This window comes from Niallia sp. WK069_GA_01 (genome assembly GCF_983173855.1).
Genome location: NZ_OZ470138.1, coordinates 3032901 through 3053681, shown reverse-complemented (window position 1 = coordinate 3053681; position 20781 = coordinate 3032901). Strand labels below are relative to the sequence as shown.

The 20781-nt window shown below is 36.5% G+C and carries 19 protein-coding genes; 18 read left to right on the top strand and 1 reads right to left on the bottom strand.

Going from position 1 to position 20781, the window contains the following annotated elements; all coding sequences use genetic code 11:
* Positions 1-382 precede the first annotated feature (382 nt).
* The 12 genes from rimP (at position 383) to AC5LWL_RS14505 (ending at position 12345) form a co-directional block, all read left to right on the top strand.
* Entirely contained in the window at positions 383-853 is a 471-nt protein-coding gene (rimP, locus tag AC5LWL_RS14560) for a ribosome maturation factor RimP (RefSeq protein WP_493434977.1), read from the top strand.
* Positions 854-991: 138 nt separating this feature from the next.
* On the top strand, positions 992-2119 hold the full coding sequence (gene nusA / locus AC5LWL_RS14555; RefSeq protein ID WP_493434976.1) for a transcription termination factor NusA: 1128 nt from the start codon (positions 992-994) through the stop codon (positions 2117-2119).
* A 15-nt stretch (positions 2120-2134) separates the two neighbouring features.
* Positions 2135-2419, top strand: coding sequence for an RNase P modulator RnpM (gene rnpM / locus AC5LWL_RS14550; protein ID WP_493434975.1), 285 nt, complete (start codon positions 2135-2137; stop codon positions 2417-2419).
* Positions 2416-2718: a YlxQ family RNA-binding protein gene (locus tag AC5LWL_RS14545; protein WP_493434974.1), complete on the top strand. Its 303-nt coding sequence runs from the start codon at positions 2416-2418 to the stop codon at positions 2716-2718. The genes rnpM and AC5LWL_RS14545 overlap by 4 nt, the downstream gene beginning before the upstream one ends.
* 19 nt (positions 2719-2737) lie before the next feature.
* On the top strand, positions 2738-4903 hold the full coding sequence (gene infB / locus AC5LWL_RS14540; RefSeq protein WP_493434973.1) for a translation initiation factor IF-2: 2166 nt from the start codon (positions 2738-2740) through the stop codon (positions 4901-4903).
* Positions 4900-5181, top strand: coding sequence for a DUF503 domain-containing protein (locus AC5LWL_RS14535; RefSeq protein ID WP_493434972.1), 282 nt, complete (start codon positions 4900-4902; stop codon positions 5179-5181). The genes infB and AC5LWL_RS14535 overlap by 4 nt, the downstream gene beginning before the upstream one ends.
* Before the next feature lie 19 nt (positions 5182-5200).
* Positions 5201-5563: a 30S ribosome-binding factor RbfA gene (rbfA, locus tag AC5LWL_RS14530; RefSeq protein WP_493434971.1), complete on the top strand. Its 363-nt coding sequence runs from the start codon at positions 5201-5203 to the stop codon at positions 5561-5563.
* 163 nt (positions 5564-5726) lie between these two features.
* Positions 5727-6644, top strand: coding sequence for a tRNA pseudouridine(55) synthase TruB (gene truB, locus AC5LWL_RS14525; RefSeq protein WP_493434970.1), 918 nt, complete (start codon positions 5727-5729; stop codon positions 6642-6644).
* A gap of 152 nt (positions 6645-6796) precedes the next feature.
* Positions 6797-7762 (top strand): bifunctional riboflavin kinase/FAD synthetase, encoded by a 966-nt coding sequence (ribF, locus tag AC5LWL_RS14520; protein ID WP_493434969.1) that lies wholly within the window; start codon positions 6797-6799, stop codon positions 7760-7762.
* A 431-nt stretch (positions 7763-8193) separates the two neighbouring features.
* Complete coding sequence (gene rpsO, locus AC5LWL_RS14515; RefSeq protein WP_493434968.1) at positions 8194-8463, top strand: 30S ribosomal protein S15; 270 nt, start codon at positions 8194-8196, stop codon at positions 8461-8463.
* Between the two features lie 344 nt (positions 8464-8807).
* The gene (gene pnp, locus AC5LWL_RS14510) at positions 8808-10928 is read left to right on the top strand and encodes a polyribonucleotide nucleotidyltransferase (protein WP_493434967.1); all 2121 of its coding nucleotides are present in this window, start codon (positions 8808-8810) and stop codon (positions 10926-10928) included.
* Positions 10929-11388: 460 nt separating this feature from the next.
* Positions 11389-12345: a polysaccharide deacetylase family protein gene (locus AC5LWL_RS14505; protein ID WP_493434966.1), complete on the top strand. Its 957-nt coding sequence runs from the start codon at positions 11389-11391 to the stop codon at positions 12343-12345.
* A gap of 249 nt (positions 12346-12594) precedes the next feature.
* Here AC5LWL_RS14505 and AC5LWL_RS14500 read toward each other — a convergent pair whose 3' ends face one another.
* Positions 12595-13737, bottom strand: coding sequence for an IS110 family RNA-guided transposase (locus tag AC5LWL_RS14500; protein WP_493432573.1), 1143 nt, complete (start codon positions 13735-13737; stop codon positions 12595-12597).
* Between the two features lie 629 nt (positions 13738-14366).
* Between AC5LWL_RS14500 and AC5LWL_RS14495 the strand changes: the two genes are divergently transcribed.
* The 6 genes from AC5LWL_RS14495 (at position 14367) to dapG (ending at position 20775) form a co-directional block, all read left to right on the top strand.
* Positions 14367-15605: a M16 family metallopeptidase gene (locus AC5LWL_RS14495; protein ID WP_493434965.1), complete on the top strand. Its 1239-nt coding sequence runs from the start codon at positions 14367-14369 to the stop codon at positions 15603-15605.
* 88 nt (positions 15606-15693) lie between these two features.
* Positions 15694-15939, top strand: a complete 246-nt coding sequence (locus AC5LWL_RS14490; protein ID WP_493434964.1) for a YlmC/YmxH family sporulation protein — start codon at positions 15694-15696, stop codon at positions 15937-15939.
* A 383-nt stretch (positions 15940-16322) separates the two neighbouring features.
* Positions 16323-17225: a dipicolinic acid synthetase subunit A gene (gene dpaA / locus AC5LWL_RS14485; RefSeq protein ID WP_493434963.1), complete on the top strand. Its 903-nt coding sequence runs from the start codon at positions 16323-16325 to the stop codon at positions 17223-17225.
* Complete coding sequence (dpaB, locus tag AC5LWL_RS14480; RefSeq protein ID WP_493434962.1) at positions 17222-17815, top strand: dipicolinate synthase subunit B; 594 nt, start codon at positions 17222-17224, stop codon at positions 17813-17815. The genes dpaA and dpaB overlap by 4 nt, the downstream gene beginning before the upstream one ends.
* A gap of 174 nt (positions 17816-17989) precedes the next feature.
* Complete coding sequence (asd, locus tag AC5LWL_RS14475; RefSeq protein ID WP_493434961.1) at positions 17990-19039, top strand: aspartate-semialdehyde dehydrogenase; 1050 nt, start codon at positions 17990-17992, stop codon at positions 19037-19039.
* Positions 19040-19548: 509 nt separating this feature from the next.
* Complete coding sequence (gene dapG / locus AC5LWL_RS14470) at positions 19549-20775, top strand: aspartate kinase (RefSeq protein WP_493434960.1); 1227 nt, start codon at positions 19549-19551, stop codon at positions 20773-20775.
* The last annotated feature ends 6 nt before the right edge of the window (positions 20776-20781 follow it).

Here is a 20781-nt window from a genome sequence, read left to right as displayed (position 1 = left end):
TATGGGAATAGGCAAAGAACCTTGTAATACCGCACTTTCATTTGCATAAAATATTTGGTTATGGTATAGTTTATTTGGAAATACTAAGGATAACTTTCGCGAAAAGAGAGTGGGGCAACCCACTCTTTCGTGTTGTGTATGCCTTTTTTAAACGAGGCAGCACGATGAATGAATAGGAATTACATTAATAATTTGTTGGATTAAAAGCCATTATATGTTTAAATTCACTTTTCTTTAAGGAATTAACCAAAAACATGAAGACTTGTCCTGCTAACGATTGATGAAGGCGTATTGTTTGATAATATGTTTAATTCGGCTTCCTATTCGTCTAGGTTGCTAACTTACGAAAGATTATTTGTTCCTTGCTTAAGGAGGGAAAAAGTTGAGCAAAGTAACAGAATTAGTAGAAGAAATGGTCCAGCCAATCCTAGAAGATTTACATCTAGAATTAGTGGATATTGAGTATGTAAAAGAAGGTCCAAATTGGTTTTTGCGCGTGTATATTGATAAAGATGCTGGTGTTGATATAGATGAATGTGCTGCAGTCAGCGAAAAGCTGAGTGAGAAACTAGATGAAGTAGATCCAATTACAGAAAACTATTTTCTTGAAGTATCATCACCAGGAGCGGAAAGACCGTTGAAAAAAGACAAAGATTTTGAAAAAGCAATTGGAAAGAATGTATTTATCAAAACATACGAACCAATTGACAATGAAAAAACATTTGAAGGTACTCTAACAAGCTTTGATGGAACAAGTGTATCAATCGAAGTCAAAGTGAAAACAAGGAAAAAAACTGTTCAAATTCCGTATGATAAAGTTGCAAAAGCTCGTCTTGCAGTGACTTTTTCTTAAATTGCAGTGCCGATCTTGAGGAAAATCAGGTTGATAAGAAGGAAAATACACATATCTATCAACTTGTATATGGAATATCAAGAATAATGATGGCACCTTGCTCTATATTTTTAAGAGATTAAAGGGGGAAACAATCTCATGAGCAGTGAATTAGTAGATGCTCTTGTATTGCTTGAAAAGGAAAAAGGGATTTCTCGTGATGTTATCATCGATGCGATTGAAGCAGCCCTTGTATCGGCATATCGCCGTAACTTTAATCAAGCGCAAAACGTTCGAATTGATTTAAATCTAGGTGCTGGAACAATGAGAGTATATGCTCGTAAAGAAGTGGTAGACGAAGTTTTCGATCCACGTCTTGAAATTTCCATTGAAGATGCACAAAAAATCAATCCGAATTATGAAGTGGAAGATGTAGTAGAATTAGAAGTTACACCAAAAGATTTTGGTCGCATTGCTGCACAAACTGCGAAACAAGTAGTTACTCAACGTGTCCGTGAAGCGGAAAGAGGAATTATTTATTCGGAGTTTATTGACCGAGAAGAAGATATCATGACTGGTATTGTTCAACGTCAAGACAGCAAATTTATCTATGTAAGTTTAGGTAAAATTGAGGCTATTTTGCCGGCTAATGAACAAATGCCGAATGAACACTATAAACCACATGATCGCATTAAAGTTTTTCTTACTAAAGTGGAAAAAACAACAAAAGGTCCACAAATTTTTGTTTCTAGAACACATCCTGGTCTTTTAAAACGACTGTTTGAAATGGAAGTTCCTGAAATATTTGATGGAACGGTCGACATTAAATCAGTTGCCCGTGAAGCAGGCGACAGATCAAAAATCTCCGTTCATTCAGAAAATGAAGAGGTAGATCCAGTAGGTTCATGTGTTGGACCAAAGGGTACGCGGGTGCAAACAATTGTAAATGAATTAAAAGGGGAAAAAATTGATATTGTAAAATGGTCCCCAGACCCAACTATCTTTGTTGCAAACGCTCTTAGCCCTTCTAAAGTATTAGAAGTAATGGTTAACGAAGAAGACAAAGCAACTACTGTTATTGTGCCAGATTATCAATTATCATTAGCCATCGGTAAAAGAGGGCAAAATGCACGCCTTGCAGCTAAACTAACTGGTTGGAAGATTGATATTAAATCAGAATCAGAAGCTAGAGAAGCAGGAATTTATCCAGTAGAACCATCTCTTTTGACTTTTGATGAAGAAATAGAAGAAGAAGATTTCCATTTAAACAATGAAGATCTAGATTGATTGAGGTGAATGTGTGTGAACAAACCGAAAAAAGTTCCAATGCGTAAATGTGTTGCTACCGGTGAGATGAGGCCGAAAAAAGAACTAGTTCGCATCGTTCGCTCGAAGGAAGGACAGGTTTCTGTGGATTTAACAGGAAAGAAATCCGGTCGCGGAGCATATCTTTCAATGGATAAAGACGCAGTACTATTAGCCAAGAAAAAAAATATTCTTTCCAGCCAGCTTGGAATATCAATTGATGATGTAGTTTACGAGGAGCTGCTGGATATAATAGATAAGGAGAATAGACAATCCAAATGAAACAGAATCAATGGATGTCATTGCTTGGCTTAGCAAATCGAGCACGGAAAATTACCTCAGGTGAGGAACTCGCCGTTAAGGAAATTAGAAGAGGAAATGCAAAACTTATTATTTTGTCAGAAGATGCGTCAGAAAACACGACAAAAAAAATTACTGATAAATGTAATTCGTATGCAGTCCCGGTCAAAGTGGTTCCAAATAGAGAGCTGTTAGGTCAATCAATCGGGAAAGAGGCAAGAGTAGTTGTCGCTGTTTTAGATAATGGATTTGCAAAAAAACTTTTAACGCTGCTCGATTAATTCTAGCGGGGGTGAAATGATGAGTAAAATGCGAGTTTATGAATACGCAAAAAAGTTTAACATTTCAAGCAAGGATGTTATTACTAAATTAAAAGATATGAACGTGGAAGTTTCTAATCATATGACCACATTGGAAGAGGATTCAGTAAAAAAGTTGGATAAAATATATAATAAAGAAACAAAAAATACACAAAATAAACCAGAGCAGAACAATCCTTCAAAAAATATTGCAGATAAATATGAAGAAGAAAGTAATGTAATGGTAGAAAAGGGGAAAGTAAATAACCCTGTGAAAAATACTAAAGATAATAAACCATTTAATAATAATAAACCAAAAACAAATAACCGCAATAACAAAAACAACAACAATCGTAAGGGGAAACAAAATCAAGCCCCAGTAGCACCACCTGCTCCTAAAAAGGAAAAGGAACTTCCGGAAAAAATTACTTTTAGTGATTCATTAACGGTTGGAGAATTAGCGAAAAAATTGCACCGTGAACCATCTGAAATTATAAAAAAATTATTTATGCTTGGTGTAATGGCAACAATTAATCAGGATTTAGATAAAGATTCTATTGAATTAATTGCTACTGACTACGGAGTAGAGGTAGAGGAAGAAATTAAAATCGATACAACAGATTTAGAAGTTTATTTCGAAGATGAAGAAGATGCAGCGTTAGTGGAGCGTCCATCTGTTGTGACTATTATGGGGCACGTTGACCATGGGAAAACAACATTGCTTGACAGCATTCGTAATACAAAAGTAACTGCTGGCGAAGCAGGTGGTATTACGCAGCATATCGGTGCATATCAAATCGAAGACAACGGCAAGAAGATTACATTCTTGGATACACCAGGACATGCCGCGTTTACAACAATGCGTGCACGTGGTGCAAAAATCACGGATATTACAATCTTAGTTGTTGCAGCAGATGACGGGGTAATGCCGCAAACAGTTGAAGCAATTAACCATGCTAAAGCTGCTGAGGTACCAATTATTGTTGCAGTGAATAAAATGGATAAACCAACTGCTAATCCTGATCGAGTTATGCAAGAATTAACGGAGCATGGATTAGTACCTGAAGCATGGGGCGGCGAAACCATATTTGTTCCTCTTTCAGCACTTTCAGGTGAAGGAATTGACACATTGCTTGAAATGATTTTACTTGTTGGTGAAGTAGAAGAATATAAAGCAAATCCGAAACGCAATGCTGTGGGTACTGTTATTGAAGCACAGCTTGATAAAGGAAAAGGTTCTGTTGCTACATTGCTTGTCCAAAACGGAACATTGACAATTGGGGATCCAATTGTTGTTGGAAACACATTTGGACGTGTACGTGCAATGGTGAATGATTTAGGTCGTCGAGTAAAAAGTGTTGGACCATCAACACCTGTTGAAATTACCGGTTTAAATGAAGTTCCACAAGCAGGAGATCGATTTGTTGTTTTTAAAGATGAAAAAACAGCAAGACAAATCGGGGAAGCTCGTTCTACTCAGGCAATTCAAGCACAAAGATCAGAAAAAACTAGAATAAGCTTAGATAATTTATTTGAGCACATGAAACAAGGGGAAATGAAAGACCTTAATATCGTATTGAAAGCAGATGTTCAAGGTTCGGCAGAAGCTCTTGCAGCAGCACTTTATAAAATCGAAGTAGAAGGGGTAAATGTTAAAATTATTCATACAGCCGTTGGTGCTATTAATGAATCAGATATTACCCTTGCAGCTGCATCTAATGCTATCGTTATCGGCTTTAATGTCCGCCCTGATGTTAATGCAAAAAGAGCTGCTGACGCAGAAGAAGTAGATGTACGTCTACATCGCATTATTTATAAAGTAATCGAAGAAATTGAAGCAGCGATGAAAGGGATGCTTGATCCAGAATTCCAAGAAAAAATTATTGGTCAAGCGGAAATTCGTCAAACATTTAAAGTATCAAAAATTGGTACGATTGCTGGTTCATACGTAACAGATGGAAAAATAACAAGAGACTCTGGAATTCGTTTAATCCGTGACGGAGTTGTTATTTTTGAAGGCGAGATTGACGCATTAAAACGTTTCAAAGACGATGCTAAAGAAGTGAGTCAAGGATACGAATGCGGAGTAACCATAAAGAACTTCAACGATGTTAAAGAAGGCGACATAATTGAAGCATATATTATGGAAGAGATTGAGCGTAAATGATTGTTGGTCTAATGACCGTTGAATGTATCATTTATGACGCACATTCATTAAAAGAAAAGCGGGCTGTCCTCCAAAGAGTGACAACCCGCTTAAAACAAAAATATAATGTTTCTGTATCAGAAGTTGACTTTCAGAATACATGGCAGCGAACAAAAATAGCGATTGCCGTAGTTGCTTCTGCACGATTATCTGTAGAAGTAGAATTACAGCATGCATTAAAATTTTTGGACTCGTTTCCGGAAATGGAAAGAACCATCACTGATACAGAATGGCTTTAATAAAACGAGGTGAAATAAGATGAGCCTTAGACCAAACCGTGTTGGAGAACAAATGAAAAAAGAACTTGGTGAGATTATTAGTCGAAAGATTAAAGATCCTCGTATTGGGTTCGTTACTGTAACAGATGTAAATGTTACAGGAGATCTTCAGCAAGCAACTGTTTATATTTCTGTTTTAGGAGATAAAGAACAGCGTGAAAATACGTTAAAAGGCCTAGCAAAAGCAAAAGGATTTATCCGTTCTGAAATTGGGCAGAGAATTCGTTTGCGTAAAACTCCTGAAATTTCTTTTGAGTTTGATGAATCCATTGATTATGGTAATCGAATTGATACATTGCTTCATCAAATTGCAAAAGATGATCATTCAGAAGAAGAAAACTAAGGTGTAAATAAACGATGAGGGTGGCTCTGTTTATGTCAAACTCCCAAAGATGCGAATAAAGAAGTATTATTTTCTTTATTGCTACTAATAGGGGGAATGGGATAAAGAGGACCACCCTTTTTTATTTACATAAAAAAGATACATAAGAAAAGGAGTTTTAAAAATGGAAGGAATTTTACCATTATGGAAACCAAAAGGAATGACATCACATGATTGTGTTTTTAAGCTGCGGAAAATTCTCCATATGAAGAGAATTGGGCATACAGGCACACTTGATCCAGATGTAACTGGAGTGTTGCCTATCTGTTTAGGCAGAGCCACAAAAGTAGCAGAATATATTACCGATGCTGGAAAAATGTATGAAGGGGAGGTAACGATCGGCTACTCTACCACGACTGAAGACAGTTCAGGTGAAATCGTTCAGAAAAAAAAGGTGACAGAATCTATTACTAGAGAAATGGTGGAAGAAGTTTTTCAATCGTTAACAGGAGTTATTAAACAAACACCTCCCATGTATTCTGCTGTAAAAGTAAATGGTAAAAGGTTGTATGAGTATGCAAGACAAGGAATAGAAGTAGAAAGACCAACAAGAGAAGTAACCATCTATTCCCTGTTCTTGACGGAAGAGTGGGACACATTGTCAGGGGAACAAATCTCTTTTCGTTTTACAGTTGACTGCAGCAAAGGAACGTATATTCGAACACTTGCTGTTATGATTGGAGAAAAACTTGGGTTTCCGGCACATATGTCAGATTTAACAAGAACACGTTCAGCAACGATGACGAAAACAGATTGTTTAACATTTGCTGAGATTGAAGAAAAAATGGAAAATGGTTTAATTCCAGATATTTTGCGACCAATAGAAGACGCAATATCTTATTTGCCGAAATATCAAATAAATGATACAGTAGCAATAAAAGTTCGCAACGGGAGTGTATTGGATACGCCATCTTCATTAACATCCATTAAAGGACCAATTGTAATGGAATCAGAGCAAGGCGAAGCACTGGCCATTTATGTACATCATCCTACAAAACCAGGAAAAATAAAACCAAGTAAAATTTTAAAAATAGTAGATTGACTTGTTTCACTAATCGAAAAAAGGCAATTTGATTGGAGATTTTATAGTCTTCGGATTAGAAAATTCCTACTGCGTTTTGCTTAGAGGTGTGAATAATAATTTTTTTAAAAGAGTTTTAAATCATATATAAGCTAGAAAAGGTGAGTCGTATAATGGAAGTTGTGAGAGTTAATTATCCTAAAAATATAGATGGTAAAGATTTTCCTCCATTAGTTATGGCGTTGGGTTATTTTGATGGAGTGCATCTAGGACATCAAAAAGTAATTGGGGAAGCAAAAGCAATTGCAGACAAAAAAGGATGGAAGAGTGGCGTATTGACGTTTGATCCTCATCCATCTATCGTATTGGGGAATGATTCACGGCGTGTGGATCTTATTACATCTTATGAATCAAAAGTAGCAGAAATTGAAAAGCTTGGAATAGATTATTTATTTATTATTCATTTTACAAAAGACTTTGCCGATCTTCTGCCTCAAGATTTTGTCGACCAGTTTTTAATTGACTTAAATGTCCGTCATGTGGTAGCAGGATTTGATTACACATATGGACAATTAGCAAAAGGAACAGCTGAAACGTTAAGAAAGCATGGAAGAGGACGCTTCCAAACAACAATTATAAGCAAAGAATCATATCATGGAGAAAAAGTAAGCTCCACTTTAATCCGTTCTTATATTCTAAAGGGTGATATGGAATATATTCCTTCTTTGCTTGGGAGGTATTACAGCATCAACGGTACCGTTATTCATGGTGATAAGAGAGGGAGAACCATTGGATTTCCCACTGCTAATATAGAAAGTGACAATGCGTTATTACTTCCTCCACAAGGAGTATATGCGGTACGAATAAAGGTAGATGATGTTTGGTTTAATGGAGTATGCAATGTCGGAACGAAACCAACCTTTCATCCAGACAAAACGACACAATCCATTGAAACACATATCTTTCAATTTAATCAGGAAATATATGAAAAAAAAATAGAACTAGAATGGCATCTTCGGATCAGAAGCGAAAAAAAGTTCAATGGAATTAACGAGCTGGTAGCACAAATTGAAAAAGACAAACAAACTGCAATAGACTATTTTGAAAAAATAACAACAGTGATTAAGAACAACCAATAATCAATACGATGAAAATAGACCGTTTGATTAAGTGCGTAGTAGCTTGAAGCAGCGAGCTGTCGGAATACACGAAGACTCCCACAGGAAAGCGAAAAAGACGAGAAGATAGCAGGAGCGTAGCGACGAAGCGGCTCGACGCTCGCCCGCAGGAAAGCGAAGTGTATGCATGCTGCGGACCATTTTGAGAGCACAACTATTCAGAGCAGCATATTCAATTAAAATCACAACCCTTCAATGACTTTTGAATGGGAAAAGCAGGTAACAAATTCACTATTTTATAAAGAAAAGTTAATTGAAATTCTTGCTTTTTATTTAAAAAAAGGTTATCCTTATAAACGTACTAAAAACAACCATTGCTTGGCAAATCGAATCACCAACGTTTTGCTCAGTAATCGGGGATTAGTGTAATAGGATATAGGAGGTGAAACAGGATGGCAATCACTCAAGAACGTAAAAACGAACTTATCAATGAGTACAAAACGCATGAGAACGATACTGGATCTCCAGAAGTTCAAATCGCTGTCCTTACGGAATCAATTAACACTTTGAATGATCATTTACGTACACATAAAAAAGATCATCACTCACGTCGTGGTCTTTTGAAAATGGTAGGTAGACGTCGTAATCTACTAACTTACCTACGTAATAAAGACGTTCAACGTTACCGTGTTTTAATTAACAAACTTGGTTTACGTAGATAGTTTAAAAAAGCGGGATACTTTTTCCCGCTTTTTTATTGTGTAGGAAAAATGGGAAATCGAGGAAAATTAACTTAAATAGACCTCGTACTTATAGAGATTATAATGAACTTAAAGATTACATAACTATTTAGTTTTTAAGTAACACAAAATGTGTATACTATAAGAAAAGCGTAAGCGCTCTTGCTCATCGCTGAAATACAAATGTTCTGACCGATCCAAAGTGCCAGTGCATTGGAACTGGACAAAAAAGAATGTCATTATTACTAATTAAATTCAGTAGGTTTAGGTAGTACTTTTTAAGACCAAAACCTCTAACAAGTGAATGAGTAGAGAGGGGTTTATAAATGGGACAAGAGAAACATGTTTATTCCATTGACTGGGCTGGAAGAAAGCTCACAGTCGAAATAGGACAATTAGCAAAACAAGCAAATGGTGCTGTTTTAGTAAGATACGGAGATACTGCTGTTTTAAGTACAGCAACCGCATCAAAAGAACCAAAAAATTTAGATTTTTTCCCGTTAACAGTTAATTACGAGGAACGTTTGTATGCAGTTGGTAAAATTCCTGGTGGTTTTATTAAAAGGGAAGGACGACCAAGCGAGAGAGCAATTCTTGCAAGCCGACTAATTGACAGACCAATTAGACCATTATTTGCAGATGGCTTCCGTAATGAAGTGCAAGTAGTAAGTTTAGTTATGAGTGTTGATCAAGACTGCACAACTGAGATGGCAGCAATGTTTGGTTCTTCTTTAGCTCTATCTGTATCCGATATTCCTTTTGGCGGACCAATCGCTGGTGTATATGTTGGCCGAATTGATGGCGAATTTGTCATAAATCCGACTGTAGATCAAGCGGAAAAAAGCGATATCAACTTAGCAGTAGCTGGAACAAAAGATGCTATTAACATGGTTGAAGCTGGAGCAGATGAAGTTCCAGAAGAAGTAATGCTTCAAGCTATTATGTTTGGTCATGATGAGATTAAACGATTAATTGAATTCCAAGAAAAGATTGTTGAAGAAATCGGCAAAGAAAAAACAGAAGTTCAACTATATGAACTTAATGCTGAAATTGAAGCAGATGTGCGTGCGATTTGTGAAAAAGATATGTTAGAAGCAATCAGAGTACACGAAAAACATGCAAGAGAAGCAGCGATTAAAGTCGTGAAAACTGCTGTTGTTGAAAAGTATGAAGAAAAAGAAGCTAGTGATGAAGAACTAAAACAAGTAAAACAAATACTTGATAAATTAGTGAAAAATGAAGTGCGCCGTTTAATCACGGAAGATAAAGTAAGACCAGACGGACGTGGTTTAGAAGAAATTCGTCCACTTTCATCTGAAGTAGATATTCTACCTCGAACACATGGATCAGGACTCTTTACTCGTGGACAAACACAAGCGTTAAGTATTTGTACATTAGGAGCTTTAGGAGATGTTCAAATATTAGATGGACTTGGCGTAGAAGAAGAAAAACGTTTTATGCATCATTATAATTTTCCAAACTTTAGTGTTGGAGAAACTGGACCAATGCGCGGACCAGGTCGTCGTGAAATCGGACATGGAGCTTTAGGTGAAAGAGCGATGGAACCTGTAATTCCTTCTGAAAAAGATTTTCCGTATACGATTCGTCTTGTATCAGAAGTATTGGAATCTAACGGATCTACTTCACAAGCAAGTATTTGTGCAAGTACACTTGCAATGATGGATGCTGGAGTTCCAATTAAAGCGCCTGTTGCCGGCATTGCGATGGGATTAATTAAATCTGGGGAATATTATAGTATTTTAACAGATATCCAAGGGATGGAAGACCATCTTGGAGACATGGATTTTAAAGTAGCTGGAACGGAAAAAGGTGTAACAGCACTTCAAATGGATATTAAAATTGATGGGTTATCAAGACAAATTCTTGAAGAAGCTTTACAACAAGCTAAAATTGGTCGTATGCAAATATTGAATTCTATGTTAGAAACAATTAATACACCAAGAGAAGAATTGTCTTCTTATGCACCGAAAATATTAATGATGGCGATTAACCCAGATAAAATTCGTGATGTTATTGGACCGAGCGGTAAACAAATCAATAAAATTATTGAAGAAACTGGCGTAAAAATTGACATTGAACAAGATGGAACGGTATTTATATCTTCTGTGAATGATGAAATGAACAAAAAAGCGAAACAAATCATTGAAGATATTGTTCGTGAAGTTGTTATAGGGCAAATGTATCTTGGAAAAGTAAAACGAATTGAAAAATTCGGTGCATTTGTAGAAATCTTTAATGGCAAAGACGGACTTGTACACATTTCTGAGTTAGCAGAAGAGCGAATTGGAAAAGTAGAGGATGTTCTTGCGCTTGGTGATGAAATACTTGTAAAAGTAACTGAAGTAGATAAACAAGGCAGAGTGAATCTTTCTCGTAAAGCGGTTTTACGTGAGCAAAGAGAACAAGCTGAAGATGCAAAAAAATAAGTCACAAGTGAAATATAGCGTAGCTGCATTTCAACAAATATAAAGGGCTGACTCTAAAAAGACTGAATGACTGCAGCAAATTGCTGCAGGATAAATTCTTTATACAGAGTCAACCTTTTTTGTTTATTATGGTAGGCTATCCTGAAAATTGGCTTTTGCTCTTTTAATGAGTCCGCAGCCGGAATACACTTCGCTTTCCATGGGGCGAGCGGTGAGTCTCCTCGGAGCTAGCTGCGGGGTCTTGCCTGTCTCGCAGTTCCTGCAGGAGTCTTCGCGTATTTTGACTGTCCCCGCTTTAACATATCAATGAACTTAATCAAATTTGTCTATTTCATTGTTCAGGGTGCAAATTTGGTTGCATGAGCGTCTACCAAAAAATGAACTAGAGGCACGATATTTGAAAGCTTTCGTTCTACCTTGTCCTTTTACACATAAAATGTATAGAGGAGGGGAGAATAGAATGAAAAAAGTGATTCCTTTGATAGGTATATTATTGATATCTTGGGTGATTGTTAACAATCCTTTGTCAAATACATATGTAGATAGTTTAAAAAGCAATGGTGTGGCAGTTGGAGTAAATAAAAATGCTTTATATGATGAAATAAATCAACAGGCTAATCATTATCGAGTAGAGCCTGAAAACGCAAAGCTGGATCCTGTTTGGAAGGCAATACCAGGAATTAATGGTTTAGAGGTGGATGTTGATGCTTCTTATAAAAACATGAAATCTTCTGGCAAGTTCAATGAAAAAAAACTTGTGTTTAAACAAGTTAAGCCTTCTGTTCATTTAACAGATTTGCCTCCCACTCCTATTTATAAAGGAAATCCTAACAAGCAAATGGTAAGCTTTGTTATAAATGTAGCATGGGGAAATGAGTATTTGCCAGATATTTTGGCAATTTTAAAAAAATACCATATAAAAGCAAGTTTTTTTTTAGAGGGAAGATGGACACAGAAAAATCCTGATCTAGCAAAAATGATTGTAGAAACAGGAAATGAACTAGGAAATCACTCTTATACCCATCCAGATATGAGCAAAATCAGTTCTGCACAAACAGAAGAGGAAATAACGAAAACAAATGATGTCATTAAAGCAACAACTGGAAAAGGGGTAACCTGGTTTGCTCCTCCAAGCGGTAGCTATAATATGGAAACTGTAAAGGTGGCAAATGAGTATAAATTAGGTACAGTGATGTGGTCAATTGATACAATTGATTGGAGAAAGCCAACACCAGATGAGCTGATTGAACGAGTAACTGGAAAAGTGCATAATGGAGCGATCATTTTAATGCATCCAACAGCATCAACGACTAATGCTTTAGAAGAATTAATTATACAAATTCAAAAAAAAGGATTAGAAATAAATACAGTAACAGAGATGTTAAGTGAAGAACGAAATGTGGTAAATAAAAAGTAAAGCATTTTTCTTCCGAGCTGTTCAAGGATTCCCGCACTTTTTCTGTGAAAATAAAACGGGCGAGTGGCTATTCTGGGTATCTGTATAATACAGTAACGTGTTCTATTTGATAGGGCGGGTACAGGATTTTGGTGTAAAGAAAATCTTGAAGCGTGGACTTCTAGAAAAAAGACAATAGTAAAGAAAGGGTGTGACCTCAATTTTTTAAAAAAATCACAACCTTAATAGAGTATTGTAATGGAAGGTCGTCTAACCAGCTAGACGTGGTTCAGAGAAGTGTTGCTTATTAATAAATAGGGTATATATAATTCTTAAAACTTTATGTGCAATAGCCTGTAAAGCTTTTTTCTTTCCTCTTCTTGCAGATAGAGACCAAAAAACATTTGACATTGAGGTATTTTTCGACCTTGATATAGCCCAAGCAACCTCACAAAGAGCAGCTTTTATATGTGGGTTTCCTTGAACGCTTTTGGAACTTTTCTTTTTACCAGCACTTTCATTATTGCCAGGTGATACACCAGCCCAAGAAGCTAAATGTCTTGATGAAGGGAATTGGCTCATATCTGTTCCGATTTCCGCAATAATAACAGCAGCTGTGTGTTCCTTTATACCTGGGATAGATAAAAGTATTTCTTTTTCTTCTTGATAGGAATGAAGCAGGGTATCTATCCTATTTTCAAGTTCTTGAATGGAAGTTTCCAAATACATGATATGATTCCAAGAGCTTTTAATCATAAACATTTGATGTTCATTTAATGTTCCGAAAAGAGAATCGGAAATGGTATCAGCCTTCTTGCGGAGAGAATGATGGATATTGGCATCAACATCAGCCTTATCAAGGTATCCATTATCGACTAACTGTTTCAAAAGTTTACGTCCAGAAACCCCAAAGATATCAGAAATAACTGAACCAAGCTTTATGTTTGAACATTCGAGGACCTTTGAAATTCTATTTTTTTCAGCTGTTAAGTTACCAACCCATTTCTTGCGTAAACGGTTCAAATCTCTTAATTCCCGAAGATCTTGGGAAGGGACAAAGCTTTTTTCAATCAATCCATGACGAAGAAGCTTGGCAATCCATTCTGCATCTGAAACATCGGTCTTACGACCAGGAACGTTTTTAATACGTTGGGCATTGGCCACAGTAATATCGAAATATCCTTCAAGGATGTTGTATACCGGCTTCCAATAGATTCCGGTACTTTCCAGAGCAATGTGTGTAATTTGTTTTTCTTCTAACCACTTTAATAAATCAAATAAACTTTTGGTTAAAGTGGAAAAAGTCTTGGTTTCTTTTTGAATGGATTCATTATTAGTGCCAGTTAGGGCACAAACTACAATCTCTTTTTGATGAACATCCATTCCGGCACAATGGGTTAATAAAATGTCCAAATAAAACAACCTCCAAAGTAGTGTCTATGGAAAGTGGAATAAGCTTGGTCAAACAGCATTTTTCTGTACGTGATCATCCTCAAAAATTGAAGAGTCAACAAAGGGGTGTACACAAGGCAAATTCCAAACAGTTTCTTATACAGGGTCGAACCACCACAAAAGCGCACGTAAAGATTACTTCCCATAGCATTAATCAGTATGGAAAAATGGACAAAAAAGTAAAACCCCGGCTTAGAAAAAATTTTCATGCCGGGGTGTGAGTGTGAAATCATGTGTGTTTCTTATTTGTCTGGCTCCGGTGCCAAGCCCCTGTGAAAGATAACCTCTTGCCTCTAAAAGTAAAAAAAACACTTTTTGAGTCAAGAGAACATTTTTCTTCGGGGCTGAGCAAGGCCCCTGCGCCTTTCTTGTTGTCTAGTTCCGGTGCCTAGCCCCTGTGAAAGATAACCTCCAGCCTCTAAAAGTAAAAAAACACTTTTTGAGTCTGGAGAACATTTTTCTTCGGGGCTGTTCAAGGCGCTTGCACTTTTCTTGTTTAAAAACAATTTTTTGGTAAAAATAATAGGAATGAGATATACTAGCAATCGCATACGTTTATATAATTGGCAATTAGAACAGGAGGAACATACATGATAAAGAGATATACTTGCCAAAATGGGGTACGAATTGTATTAGAAAATATACCGACGGTTCGCTCTGTAGCAATTGGTGTTTGGATTGGAACAGGTTCTCGCAATGAGGATGAAAAAAATAATGGTGTTTCCCATTTTTTAGAGCATATGTTTTTTAAAGGAACAAAAACTAGAAATGCTAGAGAAATTGCGGAGTCATTTGATAGTATTGGCGGTCAAGTAAATGCATTTACTTCGAAAGAATACACTTGCTATTATGCAAAAGTGTTAGATACACATTCGAATATTGCACTTGAAGTGCTTGCAGACATGTTTTTTAACTCCACTTTTGAAGAAGGAGAGTTAAATAAAGAAAAAAATGTAGTGTATGAAGAAATAAAAATGTATGATGATACTCCGGATGATATTGTTCATGATTTGTTAAGTCAAGCAGTATTTGAAAAGCATCCATTAGGTTACCCAATTCTTGGAACAGAAGAAACATTAGCGACCTTTAATGGAGATACTTTACGCCAGTATATGCACGAACATTATACACCTGAAAATGTTGTTATTTCTATTGCCGGCAATATATCTGAATCATTTATAACAGAAGTAGAGAAGTATTTTGGCCATTTTGAAGCAGGAAGCAGTGACCTAGAAATAGATAAACCTACATTTCATGCAAGCAAAATGTCACGGAAAAAAGAGACAGAACAAGCACATTTATGCCTCGGGTATGAAGGACTAAAGGTTGGGCATGAAGATATGTACAATCTTATCACATTAAATAATATTTTAGGCGGCAGCATGAGCAGCAGACTGTTTCAAGATGTGAGGGAGCAAAAAGGGCTTGCCTATTCTATTTTCTCTTATCATTCTGCTTTTCAAGATAGTGGAATAGTTACTATTTATGGCGGTACTGGCGCAAAACAATTAGATGATCTTTATGAAACCATTCAAACGACATTGTCTACTTTAAAAGGCGATGGAATTACAGAAAAAGAATTGATGAATAGTAAAGAACAGTTAAAAGGAAGTTTAATGTTAAGCCTTGAAAGTACCAATAGCCGAATGAGCCGCAACGGAAAAAATGAGCTGATATTGGGTAAACACCGTTCATTAGATGAAATCATCCATCAAATTGATCAAGTTACGGTAGAAGCAGTAAATAAAATGACACATCAAATTTTTAAAGATGAGTACTCTGTTTCCCTAATAAGTCCAGACGGTATTCTACCTAAGTCTTTAATATAATAGCAAGAAATAATCTACTACTAACTAGTCTAAATAATGACTCCCGAAAATATGATGATAGAAGAGTGATATAGAAGGAGACAAAAACATGAGATTAAGTGAACTGAGTGGAAAAGAAATTGTAGATGTAAAAAATGCTGCAAGACTAGGTGTTCTTGGACAAACAGACTTAGAAATTAATGAACAAGATGGGCACATAAAAACATTATTGATTCCGTCATTAAAATGGTTTGGACTTAAAAGAAGTGGTGGAGAATTAAAGGTTCCCTGGTCACATATAAAAAAAATAGGCAGTGACATGATCATTATCGATATACCAGAAAAGGATGAATGAGAGAGATACATAAGATAAATAAGCAGTGATGTTTGGCTAGTAATAGTTGAATGGAAAAACGCATTGCTTCTTATTTTCTTATGTACCTCTCTTTTGTTTGCTTCCCCTCCATTATTTCCCCTCCGGCAGTCGTTTCTTCTGAATGAATTTTAAAATGAAAGAGTCCCTCGAATGGATCTCACAAAATAAAGATCGAAAAAAACAGCCATCGTTACAGTCACCTTTTTTATCCTAATATAAGCGCTTCTAACTATTTTAATATGTTTTTTCGGCAAATTCTAGAATGAAACTCACCGAAAAGCTTGTGATGACATAAGATGTTGAAGTAGTGGAGGAATTACTTATTTAATTAGTGGATTTTTAAAAAGAAGGTGAAATGATTCATGCTGACAGGGGTGAAGATCGCTGTTATCGGCGGTGATGCGAGACAGCTCGAGATTGTAAGAAAGTTAACAGAGCAACATGCATTACTTTCTTTAATTGGATTTGAACAACTTGATCACGCCTTTACCGGTACTACGAAGGAAAAAATCGAAGGCGTAGATTTCGCAAAAATGGATGCAATTATTCTGCCTGTAAAAGGAACAAATCTTGACGGACAGGTAGATACTATTTTCTCAAATGAGGAAGTTTTTTTAACAGAGGAATTATTAAGAAAAACACCAGCGCACTGCATCGTCTACTCAGGCATTACTAATAGTTATTTAAATAGTATTACACAAAATGCAAACCGATCCTTAGTACAGTTATTTAACAGGGATGATGTTGCGATTCTTAATTCGATTCCAACGGTAGAAGGAACGATTATGATGGCAATACAGCATACAGATACAACTATTCATAGCTCTAATATTATCGTTTTGGGCTTAGGGCGTGTAGGCATGAGTGTTGCAAGAACATTTCAAGCATTGGGTGCAAAAGTGAAAGTAGCAGCGAAACAGAGTGATCATATTGCCCGAATAATTGAAATGGGTTTAACACCAGTGCAATTAGAAGACTTAAAGGAATCTGTTGGGGATATCGATATTTGCATTAACACCATTCCACATCTCGTTGTCACCTCCTCTATAATTGAGAACATGCCATTGCATACATTAATTATTGACCTTGCCTCAAAGCCTGGAGGAACTGATTTTCAGTATGCAGAGAAAAGAGGAGTAAAGGCACTTTTAGCACCTAGTCTGCCTGGTATTGTTGCTCCTAAAACTGCTGGAAATATCCTTGCAGATGTTTTGTCCCAATTACTACAAGAGCAGTTACAAAAGGGAAAGGAGCAAGCAGAATGAGCTTAAAAGAAAAAAGAATTGGATTTGGTATTTCTGCATCTCATTGTACGTATGCAGAAGTTTTTCCACAAATAGAAAAGTTGGTAAGCTTAGGGGCAGAGGTTGTTCCCGTAGTAACAGGAAATGTGCAACATACAGACACTCGTTTTGGAAAAGGAATGGAATGGATTAGCAAAATTGAAGAATTAACTGGAAATGAGGCAATTGACAGCATCGTAAAAGCAGAGCCGCTCGGACCAAAAATCCCTTTAGATTGTATGGTAATTGCACCTTTAACAGGGAATAGCATGAGTAAATTTGCGAATGCAATGACAGATAACGCTGTACTAATGGCTGCAAAAGCAACATTACGAAATCAAAAACCAGTTGTTTTAGGTATATCAACAAATGATGCACTTGGATTAAATGGTGTAAATTTGATGCGTTTAATGGCGACAAAACATATTTATTTTATTCCATTTGGCCAAGATGACCCCATTAAAAAACCGAATTCTATGGTGGCGCGAATGACTATGCTTCCAGAAACAATTGAATCTGCTATTAAAAACCAGCAAATTCAACCAGTAATTATTGAAAAGTTTCTGGATTAAACAAACGTGACGTTTGGTTTTGCTGATTCCATTTTTTTTGAAAGAATCAGACAAAAAGGTTCTGTTCATATGGCTTGAATATGTTAAAATAAAGAATATTCATTGATGGCGGCAAAATTGTCGCCGTCATTACTAATATTATAGAGAATTTTCACCTTGGAAGGGGAGCCTTAAATGGAGCAAAAAAAAGGATTTAACGTAGCAGTAGTTGGAGCAACTGGAGCAGTAGGGCAACAAATGATTAAAACATTAGCAAGCAGAGATTTCCCGATTTCAACATTAACTCTTTTGTCTTCTAAGCGTTCAGCTGGGACAAAGGTTACTTATAAAGGCAAGGAAGTAACAGTAGAAGAAGCAAAGCCGGAAAGCTTTAAAGGTGTTGATATAGCATTATTTAGTGCAGGTGGAGGCGTTTCGAAGGAGTTAGCACCGCATGCTGTGGAGCATGGAGCAATTGTAGTGGATAATACAAGTGCATTTCGTATGGATGAAAATGTACCTTTAGTAGTTCCAGAAGTAAACGAAGAGGATCTTCATCAGCATAATGGAATTATTGCGAACCCAAACTGTTCTACTATTCAAATGGTTGTTGCTTTACAGCCGCTTAAAGAAAAATTTGGCCTTTCAAAAGTACTAGTTTCTACCTACCAAGCAGTGTCCGGTTCGGGTGCTGCTGCAGTGGAAGAACTAAATAGTCAAACGAAAGCAATCATTCATAATGAAAGTTTTGAACCAAAAATTCTACCAGTAAAAAGTGATAAAAAGCATTATCAAATCGCTTTTAATGCTGTTCCGCAAATTGATGTTTTTACAGACAATGGCTTTACGTATGAAGAAATGAAAATGATTAATGAAACAAAAAAAATTATGCATGACGCAGATTTGAAAGTAGCAGCAACATGTGTGCGTATTCCTGTAGCAACAGGACATTCAGAATCAGTTTACTTTGAGATAAACGATCCAAATGTTACCGTAACAGAAATAAAAGAATTACTAAAAAATGCATCAGGAATTGTGTTGCAAGATGAACCAGAAAATCAAGTTTATCCAATGCCTGCTGATTGCGTGGGATTAAATGATGTCTTTGTAGGGCGCATCCGCAAAGATTTAGATACAGAAAATGGTTTCCATATGTGGGTTGTTTCTGATAACTTATTGAAGGGTGCTGCGTGGAACTCTGTTCAAATCGCTGAGAGTCTAGTGAAATTAGGACTCGTTAAATAAAATAAAGTATCATGGACAGTAGCAACAAAGTGGTACTCTTTGCTTACTATATAAATAAATAGAATGTTTTTTTCAAAAGGAACTTTTCGTCTATAATCAGGTTATAGGAAAAGTGAATGGAGAAAAACTCAGACTAATCGAGAACCTTTTTAAATTTTGAGGTTGGCGTCTGGTGACAGGGCTGCGGAATGGTCGTTGTCACAGGATCGACAAAATGCGGGTTATTGGACAAATACATAGGAAAATGGCGAAGTTAGTCGTTTATCCTTTTTTATTTAGCAAGGAAAACCGAACACCTGAACAAGGGAAATAACGAAAAAATTGCGTTTTTCGATAGCTTGAGTCTATTCTATTTATATGTAAAGAAAAAGAGGGTCTATACAGCAAAGGACAGAATCCTAATCCAATATTAGTGATGATTTATAGCTTAAAGGTAGGACTAGGATCTGTTCTAGATTAGAACAACCCTCATAGAAAGCACTTTTTTTAAGTGTGTAGAGGTGTTTATAATGAAAATAATTGTACAAAAGTTCGGCGGAACATCGGTAAGAGATGAAGCATCCCGTGAACAAGCAAAAGAACATATTCAAGATGCATTATCACAAGGTTTTAAAGTGGTAGTGGTCGTTTCAGCAATGGGGCGTAAAGGTGAACCATATGCAACAGATACGTTGTTATCCCTCATTGGAGGTTCCAACAATAAGTTAGGCAAACGGGAAAATGATTTGCTTTTATCTTGTGGAGAAGTTATTTCTAGTGTGGTCTTTACGCAATTATTAATGGAAAATAATATAAAGGCTACAGCGTTAACAGGTGCTCAAGCCGGCTTTTTAACAAATAATGATTTTAATCAAGCGAGAATTATTGAAATGGATTGTGTACGTGTACAAAAAGAGCTGGAAACGAATGATGTAGTTGTAGTAGCTGGGTTTCAAGGATCTGCCCCAAATGGAGATACAACAACATTAGGCAGAGGCGGAAGCGACACTTCTGCAGCAGCATTAGGAGCAGCATTACATGCAGAAGTAATTGATATTTTTACAGATGTAGAAGGTATTATGACTGCAGATCCACGCATTGCTGAGAATGCCAGGCCTTTACCTGTTGTAACCTATACGGAAGTATGCAATATGGCTTATCAAGGAGCAAAAGTAATTCATCCAAGAGCGGTTGAAATTGCGATGCAGGCTAAAGTGCCAATCCGGATACGTTCAACCTATTCAAAAGGATTGGGTACCCTTGTTACGTCTATAAGCCCAGATAAAATGGGAAGCGATATTAAGGAGAGACCTGTAACTGGGATAGCCCATGTGGCACCAGTAACTCAATTAAAAGTTTTTGCAAAAAAGGATCAATATGATTTGCAGGCACAAGTATTTAAGGCGATGGCTAATGAAGAAATAAGCGTTGATTTCATCAATATATCTCCAAATAGTGTTGTGTATACGGTAACAGACGAAATGACTTCAAAAGCTATTCACATATTGGAGCAAATGGGATATGAACCAGTTGTAGAAAAAGAATGTGCAAAGGTTTCTGTCGTTGGAGCAGGAATGGCTGGTGTTCCAGGGGTTACTTTTAAAATAGTGACCGCATTATCCAAACAGGGAATTCGCATCTTACAATCTGCTGATAGTCATACGACCATTTGGGTACTTGTGAAGCAGGAAGATTTAAAAAAAGCAGTAAATGTTTTACATGCTGCATTTGAATTAGAGAAAGAAACAGTACAATAAACACAA